Consider the following 12,739-nt stretch of genomic DNA (forward strand, 5'->3'; position numbering starts at 1 on the left):
GCCCGGCAGGTTACCTGTGGCATACTAATGGGATGCAAGGGAAGCAGGTGGAGGACTGTTCATGCCCAGGGTGCATTTCGTAGGGATCGGCGGGGCCGGCATGTCGGCCCTGGCTCATGTCCTCATAGAGATGGGGTATGAGGTGAGCGGGTCGGACCTGGTGTCCAGCGAGGCCACCCGGCGCCTGGCCAGCCAGGGAGCTACCATTTTTCAGGGCCACCGGGCCGAGCAGGTGGGAAATCCCGACCTGGTGGTGGTTTCGGCCGCAGTTCCTGCGGGTAACCCGGAGGTCGAAGAAGCACGCGCCCGCGGGTTACCCATCCTGGGGAGGTCGGAATTGCTGGCCCGCCTGATGGCGGAGAGGGACGGGGTGGGGGTGGCGGGCGCCCACGGCAAGACCACCACCGCTTCCATGGTGGCGGTGTGCCTGGAGCGTGCCGGGTTTGACCCCACCGTCCTCATCGGAGGAGAACTGAACGACGCCGCCGCCACTTCCCGCCTGGGCCGCGGGCGTTACCTGGTGGCAGAGGTGGACGAATACGATGGTACCATCCTCCTCCTGGAGGCCTATGTGGCCCTGGTTACCAACATTGACGACGATCACCTGGAACGTTACCGGTATTCCATGGATGAGTTGATGGCAGCGTTCCGCCGCTTCCTCGAGCAGGTGCGTCCCGATGGCGCCGCGGTGGCCTGTCTGGACAGCCCCTACGTGCGGCGGGCTCTGAATGGATACGGCCGTCGGCTCATCACGTATGCCCTCAACGGCGAGGCCGATTACAGCGCCCAGGACATCCAGCTCCAGCCGGGGGGATCGCGGTTCACCGCCTGGTTCCGCGGCCGGCGCCTGGGAGAGGTAAGGCTCTCGGTGCCGGGCAGGCACAACGTCCAGAATGCCCTGGGAGCCATAGCGGCCTGTTCTTTCCTGGGAGTGGAGTTCCCGTCTGCCCGGGAAGCGCTGGCCTCCTTCCGCGGGGTCAGGCGGCGTTTTGAGACCCTGGGGATAGAGAGGGGGATAAGGGTGGTGGACGACTTTGCCCACCACCCGGCCGAGGTGGAGGCCACCCTGCGGGCGGCGCGCCAGGAAGCGGGTGAAGGACGGGTGGTGTGCCTGTTCCAACCCCACCGTTACACGCGTACCCAGATATTGCACCGGGCATTCGGGCCGGCCCTGGTCCTGGCCGACCTGGTAGGGGTCATGGACATCTACCCGGCGGCGGAAACGCCCATCCCGGGTGTGACCGGGGAACTCGTCGCGCAGGCAGTGCGCGATCAGGGGAAGGAGGCACCGTTTCTGCCCTCGCCCGGAGAGGCTCTGGCGTGGTTGCAGTCAACCGCCCGGCCCGGTGACCTGGTACTGGTCATGGGAGCCGGCGACGTGTGGAAGCTGGGAAAGGAGTTCCTCAGGCACCTGCGGGGGGGCGGATCGGTTGGAACAGGTGCTGGCCCGTCTGCGTAGCATGGTGCGGGGAGATGTCAGGTGGTCGGAGCCCATGAGCCGCCACACCTCCTTCCGGGTGGGGGGGCCGGCAGACCTGTACGTGCGCCCCGCGGATTTCCCCTCACTCCAGGCGGCACTTGCCATCCTGGCCGAAGCCGAGTTGCCGGTGCTGGTGGTGGGACTGGGCACCAACCTGCTGGTCAGGGACGGGGGCATCCGCGGGGCGGTGGTGTCCACGGCCCGCCTGAGCGGGTGGCGGGTGGAAGGCGTCAGGTTGGTGGCATGGAGTGGCACTCCCCTTCCCGCCCTGGCCCGCGGGGCCGCCCGGGCCGGCATGAGCGGCCTGGAGTTTGCGGCCGGGATACCGGGAACCCTGGGAGGCGCCGTGATCATGAACGCAGGTGCCCACGGGATGTGCCTGGGAGAAGTGATCGAGCAGGTCACCGTGCTGGATGGGGACGGCTGCATGCTCCTGGGCCGGGAGGACCTGGGGCTCGGTTACCGGGACAGCCGCCTGCGTCGCGAAAAGATGGTGGTCACTGAGGCCGTACTGTGCCTGCGTTCCTCCTCCCGTGCCGAGGTGGAAGCGCGTACGATGGAACTGTTGGAGGTGCGCCGCAGGACCCAGCCACGGGGGGTGCCGTCGGCGGGCAGTTTCTTCCGCAACCCCCCCGGAGTGGCGGCCGGTTTTCTGATCGAGAGGGCGGGGTGCAAGGGGATGCGAGTGGGAGGAGCGGAGGTTTCCCCGGTGCACGCCAACTTCCTGGTCAACCGGGGCGGAGCCACGGCCGGCGACGTCCTGGCCCTGGCCGCCAGGGTGCGTGAGCGGGTGGCGGAGCGGTTTGGTATCTGGCTGGAGCCGGAAGTGGAAATCGTGGGTGAGGAGCCGGCGATCTGACCCCCAGGGAGGCAGCCGGGGGTGAAGGGTGTGGAACGTTTTGTTATCGAGGGAGGACACCGCCTCTCTGGAACCGTTCTGGTCAGTGGTTCCAAGAATGCCGTACTGCCCATGATGGCGGCGGCGGTACTTACTCGGGAGAGGTGCACGTTGCGGGGCGTACCCGGTCTGCGAGACGTCTCCGTGATGCGCCAGATCCTGGAGAGGCTGGGGGTAGAGGTGGGGTGGCGCCCCGACGGGACCCTGGAAATGTGGGCCAGGGAACTGGGGACGTGCGAGGTACGCGAGGAACTCAGCCGGCAGATGCGTTCCTCCATATTCCTGATGGGGCCGCTCCTGGCTCGTGCCGGTAAGGTCAGGGTTGCTTACCCCGGGGGTTGTGCCATCGGACCCCGCCCCATCGACCTGCACCTGCGCGGGCTGGAGGCCCTGGGAGCGCGACTCCGGGAACGCCACGGATACATTTACGGAGAGGCAACCCGCCTGCGGGGGCAGGAGATCCATCTGGATTTCCCCAGCGTGGGGGCCACGGAAAACATCATGATGGCGGCGGTGCTGGCCCGCGGGGTTACCGTGATCAGGAACGCGGCCAAAGAACCAGAAATCGTGGACTTGCAGAACTTCCTCAACGCCATGGGGGCCCGTGTCACCGGGGCGGGCACCGACTTCATCCGCATCGAGGGGGTTTCGGAATTGGGTGGATGCCAGCATCACGTGATCCCCGACCGCATTGAAGCGGGGACCATGATGGTGGCGGCCGCCGTCACCGGCGGAGAGGTGGTCGTCTCCGGGGTGATCCCCGAGCACCTGGAGTCGATCACCGCCAAGCTCAAGGAGACCGGGGCGAGCGTGTCGCCGGTGGGGCCGGGTCAGTTGCTGGTGAAGGGACCGGAGAGGCCGCGGGCCACCGACTTCAAGACGCTGCCCTACCCGGGGTTCCCCACGGACATGCAGCCCCAGGTGATGGCCCTTATGTGCCTGGCCGAGGGGACGTCGGTCATTACGGAGACGGTGTTCGAGAACCGCTTCAAGCATGCCGACGAACTGCGCCGCATGGGCGCCCAGATCAGGGTGGAAGGTCGGACCGCCGTGGTGAAGGGTGTGCCGATACTGTTCGGGGCCGCGGTGGAATCCACCGACCTGCGGAGCGGGGCAGCCCTGGTCCTGGCGGGCCTGGCCGCAGAAGGGGTGACCACGGTGGAGGATACTTCCCACATCGACCGCGGCTACGACCGCCTGGAGGCGAAGCTGGCCGGTCTGGGTGCCCGCATCGAGCGCGTGGCCGGCTGAAAGCGTGCAACTGGCGGACCGGTAAGGGGTAGGGTACAATTAGGTGATTGAGGGCGGGATGTCTTGATGCGGACGTTCGGGGGACATGCTGGTCGGACAAGGGTGACCTGGTGCCTGTTACTGCTGCTGGCCGTGGCGGTTGTCCTGGCCTTTGCCCAATCCCGCTACGCCATGCTGCGGGAAGTGAGCGTGCGTGGCACCAGCCGTCTCGACCCCGGCCAGGTGGCGGAGTTTTCCGGGTTGCGCCCGGGACAGAGCGTCTTTTCCCTGCGCCCGGCCCGGGTGGCTGCTCGCTTGCGTTCCCTTCCCTGGGTGAAGGAGGCGGGGATACGCTGGGCCTGGCCCGGGCGGGCGGTCATCTGGGTGAGCGAGCGCACCCCGGTGGCTCTCGTGCCCCATCACGATCGCTTCCTGGTGGTGGACGCCGAAGGCCGGGTCCTCACCACCACCGAGGAGGCCAGTCCCTGGGGATTGCCGCTGGTCACCGGGCCGGTCCCCGCCGAACCGATGGCCGGGCAGTTCCTCACCGACCAGGGCATCCTGGCGGCCCTGGCCTGTGTGGAAGCTTTCCCGCAGTCGGGACGGGAGAGAGTTGCCGAGGTGCACGCCAGTGAAAAGGGCGAGCTGGTGGTTTACGACCTGGACGGTGTCCCTGCCCTCCTTGGGTTGCCGGATGCCTACCTCCCCGAAAAGGTGCGGGTGCTGGTGGCCATCTGGGACGACCTCCGGCGCCAGGGGGGGCGGGCCGAGTACGTGGACATTCGCGACCACAGCCGGGCCATCGTCAAGCCCGCCCAGGGGGGGTGAGGGGCCTTGCGCTCTAGGGGAGCACAGGTCGCGGTTGCCCTGGTGATGCTGGTGCTGGGGCTGATGCTGGCCCTCCAGTATCGGGTGCAGCAGCGGGCTGCTACTGACCTGGCCCATCGCCGCACGGAAGAACTGGTGGAACTCCTGCAGAAAGCCGAGACGGAACGGCGCCGCCTGGAGCAGGAAGTGGCGGAACTGCGCAACACCGTCTCCCGGCTCACGCAGGGGCAGGCGGCATTTCAGGCTCTCCAGGAAGAACTGGCCAAGGCCCAGATGCTGGCCGGGCTGGTGCCGGTGAAGGGGCCGGGGGTCACCGTTACCATGGACGATTCCAAGCGGCCCATCCAGAAAGGACAGGACATCAACGCCTTCCTCCTGCACGACGAAGACGTGCTCCGTGTGGTCAACGAGCTCTTCGCTGCGGGGGCCGAGGCCATGTCCCTGAACGGGCAGCGGGTGATAGCCACCACGGAGGTGCGCTGCGCCGGCCCCACCATATCGGTGAACCGGGTGATGACGGCGCCGCCCATCGTCATCCAGGCCATAGGAGATCCCGATGTGCTGGAGAGGGCCCTGCGGATGCGGGGCGGGGTGGTGGAGTCCCTGTCCTTCTGGGGTATCGAGGTGACGGTGAAGAAGGAAGCCGAAGTGACCATCCCCGCTTACAGCGGGAGCCTGCGCTTCCAGTACGGGCGGGTGGCCCAGACGGGAGGAAAGTGACATGTGGATTCCTCTGGCGGCGCTGGTGGTGGGGGTCTTGCTGGGGGCGAGCATTCCCCTGCAGATCCCCATCTTTTACGGCCGATACCTGTCCGTGGCCCTGCTGGCTGCCCTGGACTCTTCCTTCGGCGGGCTGCGGGCAGGGCTGGAAGGGAAGTACGACAACACTGTCTTCATAAGCGGGTTTTTCCTCAATGCCCTTCTGGCGGCCGGGCTCACTTACGTGGGGGACCGCCTGGGAGTAGAACTCTACTTTGCCGCCCTGGTAGCGTTCGGCATCCGCATATTCAACAACCTGGGAGCCATCAGACACCTCCTGCTGGCAACCTGGCGGAAGCGGCACCAGCAACCGGCCAAGCGAGGCGTTTAAAGGAAAAACAACATGCGTTGCAGAATTCAACGGCCCAGGAGGTGCATAGGTTGCCCAGGCGCGATCTGGCGGTAGGAATCGATGTGGGGACCAGCAAGGTAGCCGCCATCGTAGGAGAAGTGCGCCGGGACGGCACCTGCGACATCATCGGATTCGGCGTGACTCCCTCTGCCGGCATGCGCAAGGGCGTGGTGGTGGACATAGAAGGGGTGTCCCGCGCCGTCGCCGATGCGGCCCAAAAGGCGGGGCGCATGGCGGGGGTGGAGATAAAATCCGCATACGTCAGCATCTCTGGGAGCCACCTTTCCAGCCTCAACAACCGGGGGGTGGTGGCGGTGGCCAGGGATGACCGCGAGATCACCGCCGAAGATGTGGATCGGGTGTTGGACGCGGCTCGCGTCCTCAACATTCCCGCTGACCGGGAGATCGTCCACGTGGTGCCCCGGGAGTTCGTGGTGGACGGCTACGACGGCGTGAGGGATCCGGTGGGCATGCTGGGGGTGCGCCTCGAGGTGGAGGCCCACGTGGTAACCGGGGCGGTGACCTCCATCCAGAATCTCCTCAAGGGCGTGGCCCGGGCGGGTTTACAGGTGGAGGACCTGGTGGTGTCTTCCCTGGCCTCGGGGGAAGCGGTGCTCCTACCGGCGGAGAGGGAATTGGGAGTGCTTGTGCTGGACATAGGCGGCGGTACCACCGATCTGGGGATATTCGAGCGTGGCAATCCCTTGTATTCCGCCGTCGTTCCCGTGGGAGGTGACCACGTTACCGGGGACCTGGCCATCGGCCTGCGTACCCCGCCTCCCGAGGCGGAGAGGATCAAGCTGGAGCACGGACGGGCGCGGCCCTGTCCCGAGGCGGACGACGACGTGTTCGAGGTACCCAACGTGGGTGGTACGGGTACCCGACAGATGAGCGGGAGCGTGGTGGCCCAGATCATTGCCCCCCGGCTGCAGGAACTGTTCGCTCTGGTCAAGCAGCAGATCGGGCGGTCGGGCCGGGCCGGTCAGATCCCGGGCGGGGTGGTGCTGTGCGGCGGATGCGCCCTTTTACCCGGGATAGGGGAGATGGCCGAGGAGGAATTGCAGATGCCCGCCCGCGTGGGGACGCCAGCTGGCCTGGGGGGACTGGTGGATCTGGTGTCCAGTCCTGCATTCGCCACCACGGTGGGGCTGTTACTGTACGCCACCCGCGGCCAGGCCGGGCTGGCGCGGGCAGAGGTGCGGGGCGGTGTGCTGGGATCTCTCTGGGACCGGGTGCGCCGCGTCCTGGGAGATTTCTTCTGAGCCGCCGCGCACGTTGTGACCTCCGCAAGGCGAAATTCGGGAGGTGTTGCCATGCTGGATCTGGAGCTAGAAGGGGAGCCCTTTGCAGTGATAAAGGTGGTCGGAGTGGGGGGCGGGGGCAACAACGCCGTCAATCGCATGATAGCCACCGGGGTAAAAGGGGTTGAGTTCATATCCATCAACACCGACGCCCAGGCCCTGGCCACCTGTCACGCCACCCGCAAGATCCAGATCGGTGCCCGGATCACCAAGGGCCTTGGCGCGGGGGCCGATCCGGAAGTGGGGGCCAAAGCGGCAGAAGAAAGCCGCGATCAGATCCTGGAAGCCCTGAAGGGGGCCGACCTGGTTTTCATCACCGCGGGGATGGGAGGCGGGACGGGTACGGGCGGGGCCCCCGTGGTGGCAGAGTGCGCCAAGGAGGCTGGGGCCCTCTGCGTGGGCGTGGTGACCAGGCCTTTTACCTTCGAGGGCAGGCGCCGCATGGCCGTGGCGGAGCGAGGGATTGCCACCCTGCGCAGCAAGGTGGATACCCTGATTACCATCCCCAACGACCGGCTCCTGCAAGTGGTGGACAAGAAAACGTCGATAGTAGAGGCTTTCCGGGTAGCAGATGATGTCCTCCGCCAGGGTGTGCAGGGGATATCCGATCTCATCGCCGTGCCCGGCCTCATCAACCTGGATTTCGCTGACGTGCGCACCATCATGGCCGAGACGGGGTCGGCCCTGATGGGTATTGGCGTGGGCTTCGGGGAAACCCGCGCTGCCGATGCGGCCCGCGCCGCCATCTCCAGTCCCCTGCTGGAGACCTCCATCGAGGGTGCCCGCGGGGTGCTGTTGAGCATCACGGGAGGACCGGACCTGGGCCTGTTCGAGGTGAACGAGGCGGCGGAGATCGTGGCCGAGGCTGCCGACCCGGACGCCAACATCATCTTCGGTGCCGTCATCGATGACAACCTGAAGGACGAAGTGCGGGTGACGGTGATCGCCACCGGTTTCGACGCCCGGCCCAAGGCTGCCGCCCGGGACAAGCTGCCCCTGGAACAGATCGACCTCAAGGGGTTTGCTGCCGAGGATGATCTCGATATCCCGGCCTTCCTGCGCCGCCGCTCCTAGCCTCCTCCCCACGCAGGCCCTTCTCCGGGCCGTTTCTATCCCTCGGGCGGCCGTGCGCGAAGGATCTGGCCGCGCCAGCCGTCGAGTTCCACGGTCCATCCCGGTCTGACCGGGTTCGCGCTGGGAGTTTTCAGCCCGGAGGCCAGGACCAGGTAATAGTCACCGCGCGGGGCGGGATGGCACTCCACCACGGTTTCGTTGATGACCAGCGGGGGTACCGGACTGAGGTCCTCGCTGATCTCATCGAGGGCTGAGCGCAACGGGTCTGGCAGGGCGGAGCCGGCTCTTGCATTTTCCCATACTTGCTCAGGGCGGGTGGCGCCGGCGAGGGCGGCCACCACCCCGGGCCGGTCGATGACCCAGCGCAGGGCAAGCTGGGCGGGCGTAAGACCCCACTCGCGCCCCAGTTCCCTCATGCGGGCCACCGCTCGGGCCAGGCGGTCGATGTAGGGCAGGGGCAGAAGCCCGCGGTGTGGATCACGCTCCTGTTCTCCCGGCTGCGGTTCCCGGGCCAGGTATCCCAGGAACAGGGGCATGTAAGCGAGCAGCCCGAAGCCGTGCTGCCTCGCCAGCGGGAGCACCGTCTCTTCGATGTCGCGCTGCACCAGGTTGTACGGCACCTGCAGCGCCACGGGTCGCGATTCCACCGGCCAGCCGGGCTGGCCTTCTAGCCAGGCTTCCAGGTCGGGGGCAAAGAAATTGGAGAGCCCCACCGCCCTGGCTTTGCCCTGCCGCACCAGCAGGCCCAGGGCCTGGGCCGTCTCTTCAAAAGGAGTGGCCGGGTCGGGGTAGTGGAGTTGCAGGAGGTCGATGTAGTCAGTGCCGAGGCGGCGCAGCGAATCCTCGGTGGCCCTGATCAGGTAGGGTGCGGTCGCGTCCTGGGTGGTGGTAGCCGGGCCCAGGCCCCCACCCGGAGCCTGCGTGCCCCCGCCGGGGCCGGTCCCGCGGGGCGGGGCAAATGTTGCGTCGCCCCGGCGTATCCCCACCTTGGTGGCTATCACCACCTCGTGCCTGTGACCGCGCAGGGCCTTCCCCAGCACCTCCTCAGATGCTCCCCGGCCGTAGATGTCCGCCGTATCGAATAGTACTATCCCGGCATCCAGCGCCGCGTGCACGACCTGCCGGGACCGCTCGGGATCCATCCCCGGTCCCGCCAGGCGCCGGCACCCCAGTCCCACTGCCGACACCCGCAGTTCCCCCACCATCCTGTACTCCACGACTGTCACCTCCAATTGCCATCTGGGGATCTTCCATTCCTCCCCACTTTTCTCCTTCGCGCTGAACCGGTTCCTGCCCGGGTTGCAGTACAGTTACGATGGCGGCTGGACATACGAATTTCGGGGCGAGTGGACGGCACGTCTTGCAGGGCCTGTTTCCCCAGCGTATCCTGTTCTCGGGGCAGGGGCAGCGAACCAGGGAGGGGTGCAGGTGGAGCGGTTCTGGTGGTTGCTGAGCGCGAGGGAACTCCTGCTGGTGGTGCTGGGCTGCCTTGTCCTGGTCCTGGTGGTGCTGTACGTCGTGACGAGGGTGCGGGCGGCAGAAATGGCGGCGGCACTGGGTGCCCTGCAACGCCAGTTCCATGCCCGCGTCGAGGAGCAGCGACGCCTGGTGGACGAGCAGTACCGGCTGGCTCTGGAAGCCTGGAAGCGGGAGATCGAGGAGGCGATCCGCCAGGACGCGGTGGAAAGGAGCCGGGCCGTGACGGCGGGCAAGGTGAGAGAGCACCTGGTTCCCTATCTGCCCCAGTTTCCTTACAATCCCAGAGACGTGCGGTTCATAGGGTCACCCGTGGACCTGGTGGTGTTCGACGGCCTGGACGAGGGCACGGTGCGCCGCATCGTCTTCGTCGAAGTTAAAACCGGCCACTCCGACCTCAGCCGCCGGGAACGGCTGGTGCGAGAGGCTATCCTCCGCCACGCGGTGGAGTGGGAGGAGTTGCGCCTCGCGGGTGATGCTCCCGTCTAGGAGTGCGCGCCAGAAAGGTCTGAAGCCACCATGGTCACCTTCCCGGTGCGTATGCCTGGGACGGCCGCTTGAGGAACTGTCATTGGACGAAATCCGGAGCCGCATCGCTTTTGTGCCACAGAATGCGTACTTGTTTCCTGGCATGGGTAGACTTCCAGCTCGGCCCTCGGCCGCGCCCAGGTTCCGCAGTTCCGGGGTTGTGAGGGTGGCTGACTGGCAGCCGCAACGTCGGTCTGGCCCGGGGCGTCTCATGTAATGAGGCTGTATGGAGGAGGCTGGCGTGGTGAAGAAGCATGCTCGCGGTGTGGTGTTGGCGGCAGTCCTGGCGGTGGCCCTCGCCGGGTGTGCCGGCCGCGCTGCCGTCACCCGGATCGGCGACTGGCGGGAGTTCAGCCTGATTCGGGAAAGGGCGAAGCGCCGCGTAGCCTCGTTCGCCCTGGCGCTCGAACCCGAGCGGAACTACGGCTGGCGCGTGTCTGCGTTGAGCGACCCGTGTCGGGCCTTCGTGGAAGTGTTCTCGTGCGGTTGGTGAGGAACCGGTGTGCCTTGAGCGGGGGGCTGGCTGATGAGAGGGTTTGTCGCTCAGGTTGTCAGGAGTTCGCTGGTGTGGCTCGCTGCGGTGGTGTTCCTGTTGGGGGCCGTGCCCTGCGGTTCGGCCTGCGCCGTGAGAGGAGAGATGCTTTGTGCCCCAAGTTGCGAGTAACCGTGGAATTCTCCTGGCGATGGTCATGCTCACCTGCCTGGCGGTGCTCTGCGCGTCGTGCCTGACCGGGTGTGGGCCGGGCCCGGCCGCCAGCCGGGAACCGTCCGGAGGCGGCCCGCGAGGCGGGGGTGAAGCGCCTGGCAGCGGGCAGACCCCGGGAGCCGGGGTGGGTGACGGGGTCTCCGCGCCCGAGTGGACGCCTGGGGAGGCAGGTGCCGTAGAGGTGCGCCGGGAGGGTAACGTGGCGACTGCCGGGCCCTTCCGGCAGCTGCTCGGAGTGACCTGGGTGAGCGACGAAGAGTTCCTGGCGCTGGCGAGACACCAGGGTGGTGAGTCTATTGTCCGGTTTTCCCGGGACCGTGGAGGCGCCTGGACGGGCCGCGCGGTCCTCACCCTCAAGCAGGACGCTCTGCCGGAGGGTTTCTACATGTGGGCGCCACTGGCGGACGGGAAATCAATCGTGTTTACTACGCTTCGGGAGAGCGTGCTGGGACCCCTGTGGCGGTACGACATCGAGCCCTCCGGTGTGGAGGGGCGCGGGGTGTACAAGGTAACCGAGCCGGTGAATGCGGTGTTCAGGATGTCGCCGGATCGCGCCCGGGCTGTCCTTTATGACAACGAAGGGGCCAGCATGACGGACTTCCGTACCGGGCAAAAAGTGAGGTTGCCCGGAGTTCCCAGCTACGAGTTCCCCTTTGTAGGGATCGGGTGCAGCTGGTCGCCTGACGGTGTCCATTACCTGTATCAGGTCGTGGAGGGGCAGGTGGCGCGCTGGTTCGGGATTGTGCGGACGGACACGGGCACCGTGGTATGCAGGGTGGCGCCCGGCAAAGGGTGCGCGTTCGAGGCTGCCTGGTCGCCGGACGGGTCGCGGGTGGCCTTCCTGGTGCTTGACGGAGAGGGCGATACCTTTCTTGGCCCGGAGGACGAGTTGATTCCGCCCATCGCGCACAGGGTGGGAATCCTGGAGGTGGGAACTGGTCGTGTGGAATACGTGAGCGTGCCGGGGAAGCTGGTGTACGGCCTCCCGGTCTGGTCGCCCGTGGGCGGTGCTTTGGCGTTTGCGGCGGGTACCGTGGAGGGCAGCAGGACGAGCGGCTTCCGCGTGTCCTGTGATGTGCATATAGCCCAGGAACAGGCCGGTCAATGGGTGGTCACACAGGTCACGGGACCTGCGCAGGGGAAAGGCGCGAAACTTCCCCTGTCATGGGCTCCTGACGGTACGGCTCTAGCGTTCTCCGCTCCTTCCCTGGAGGATGAGCAGTGCCTCTGGGTAGGCGTGGTGAGGAGCCCGGGCGGGAGCCGGGGCGCGGCCGGCTCCTGGCTCGCTCCGGTGATGCTCGGGGAAGTTGTCACTCCGGTGACCTGGCTGGACGACCACACTCTCGTGGGGAAAGTCGTGCTTCCAGGCAAGCAGCCCCACGTCCGTGAAATCCGGGTGTTTTCTGCCGACGGCAAGGTGGTGTCGACGGTGGACGGACCGGCAATGTTCAGGGAACTGACCGTGTCGCCGGGCGGTGGCTACCTGGCCTACACCTGGGACGCTGTGATCACTGACGGGTCGGAGCCCATGACCCTCCTCAGAATAATGCCGATGAGGTAGCAGGCAGGGGAGGTACCCCGCCGGCACTGCCGTATCTGGTCTCGGCTACGCCGTGGTCCGCATAAGTATAGACTGTACGGTAACAAAATGCAGGAGGTGGGCGAGGATGTGGCGAACCTGATCTCAGGGGGGAGAGGCATGGAGAGTCTGCATGACTGGATTGCGAAGCAGTGGTGGGAAGTCTACCGTGAAGCGCTGGGGCAACCATACGACTGGGATACGCTGCCCCCACAACATCGGGAGGCGGTGGCGGTAGCCTGCAAAACCATAATGGGGTCGATGCAGGCAAGGGGGAGGGAACCAGGCGAATGGACGAAGGCCGTCGATCGCGGCACACAGCGCTCGGCCCTCTAGCATCCCTACCTTCTCGTGCCCGATCCGAGAACGGCCTCCGCCACCGCGGACCCGAATTCTGCCATGGTAACCATCCGGTGACCTGAGGCACCCGGGCCAGCCGGTTAACGCGGGCACGCGGGCCCGCAGCCAGGTACCAGGATCTTCATCCGTCCCAAAGCCACAATCACGCTCTACCATGCGCGAAGCGAC

General features: G+C 66.6%; 13 protein-coding genes. 12 read left to right on the top strand and 1 reads right to left on the bottom strand.

What is annotated here, in order from left to right:
* Positions 1-61 precede the first annotated feature (61 nt).
* The 8 genes from murC (at position 62) to ftsZ (ending at position 7,922) form a co-directional block, all read left to right on the top strand.
* Complete coding sequence (murC, locus tag AB1446_10840) at positions 62-1,459, top strand: UDP-N-acetylmuramate--L-alanine ligase (GenBank protein ID MEW6547388.1); 1,398 nt, start codon at positions 62-64, stop codon at positions 1,457-1,459.
* A gap of 1 nt (position 1,460) precedes the next feature.
* Positions 1,461-2,339, top strand: a complete 879-nt coding sequence (gene murB, locus AB1446_10845) for a UDP-N-acetylmuramate dehydrogenase (protein ID MEW6547389.1) — start codon at positions 1,461-1,463, stop codon at positions 2,337-2,339.
* 30 nt (positions 2,340-2,369) lie between these two features.
* Positions 2,370-3,629 (top strand): UDP-N-acetylglucosamine 1-carboxyvinyltransferase, encoded by a 1,260-nt coding sequence (gene murA, locus AB1446_10850; protein ID MEW6547390.1) that lies wholly within the window; start codon positions 2,370-2,372, stop codon positions 3,627-3,629.
* A 66-nt stretch (positions 3,630-3,695) separates the two neighbouring features.
* Positions 3,696-4,436, top strand: a complete 741-nt coding sequence (locus AB1446_10855; protein ID MEW6547391.1) for an FtsQ-type POTRA domain-containing protein — start codon at positions 3,696-3,698, stop codon at positions 4,434-4,436.
* 6 nt (positions 4,437-4,442) lie between these two features.
* On the top strand, positions 4,443-5,156 hold the full coding sequence (locus tag AB1446_10860; GenBank protein ID MEW6547392.1) for a DUF881 domain-containing protein: 714 nt from the start codon (positions 4,443-4,445) through the stop codon (positions 5,154-5,156).
* Between the two features lies 1 nt (position 5,157).
* The gene (locus tag AB1446_10865) at positions 5,158-5,526 is read left to right on the top strand and encodes a small basic family protein (GenBank protein ID MEW6547393.1); all 369 of its coding nucleotides are present in this window, start codon (positions 5,158-5,160) and stop codon (positions 5,524-5,526) included.
* Between the two features lie 50 nt (positions 5,527-5,576).
* A complete protein-coding gene (ftsA, locus tag AB1446_10870) occupies positions 5,577-6,809 on the top strand; it encodes a cell division protein FtsA (GenBank protein ID MEW6547394.1) in 1,233 nt (410 codons plus the stop codon).
* Between the two features lie 51 nt (positions 6,810-6,860).
* Positions 6,861-7,922 carry a cell division protein FtsZ gene (gene ftsZ / locus AB1446_10875; GenBank protein ID MEW6547395.1) on the top strand — a complete coding sequence of 354 codons (1,062 nt, stop codon included), beginning with the start codon at positions 6,861-6,863 and terminating at the stop codon, positions 7,920-7,922.
* 35 nt (positions 7,923-7,957) lie between these two features.
* On the opposite strand, the gene AB1446_10880 is transcribed toward ftsZ, so the two are convergent.
* Positions 7,958-9,139: an aldo/keto reductase gene (locus AB1446_10880; GenBank protein ID MEW6547396.1), complete on the bottom strand. Its 1,182-nt coding sequence runs from the start codon at positions 9,137-9,139 to the stop codon at positions 7,958-7,960.
* A gap of 211 nt (positions 9,140-9,350) precedes the next feature.
* Between AB1446_10880 and AB1446_10885 the strand changes: the two genes are divergently transcribed.
* The 4 genes from AB1446_10885 (at position 9,351) to AB1446_10900 (ending at position 12,547) form a co-directional block, all read left to right on the top strand.
* Entirely contained in the window at positions 9,351-9,887 is a 537-nt protein-coding gene (locus tag AB1446_10885) for a Holliday junction resolvase-like protein (GenBank protein ID MEW6547397.1), read from the top strand.
* Between the two features lie 283 nt (positions 9,888-10,170).
* Positions 10,171-10,419: a hypothetical protein gene (locus AB1446_10890; protein MEW6547398.1), complete on the top strand. Its 249-nt coding sequence runs from the start codon at positions 10,171-10,173 to the stop codon at positions 10,417-10,419.
* Positions 10,420-10,570: 151 nt separating this feature from the next.
* Complete coding sequence (locus AB1446_10895; GenBank protein ID MEW6547399.1) at positions 10,571-12,193, top strand: hypothetical protein; 1,623 nt, start codon at positions 10,571-10,573, stop codon at positions 12,191-12,193.
* Positions 12,194-12,331: 138 nt separating this feature from the next.
* Entirely contained in the window at positions 12,332-12,547 is a 216-nt protein-coding gene (locus AB1446_10900) for a hypothetical protein (protein ID MEW6547400.1), read from the top strand.
* The last annotated feature ends 192 nt before the right edge of the window (positions 12,548-12,739 follow it).

Source organism: Bacillota bacterium, from assembly GCA_040757085.1.
In the GTDB taxonomy this organism is placed as follows: domain Bacteria; phylum Bacillota; class Sulfobacillia; order JACIYH01; family JACIYH01; genus JACIYH01.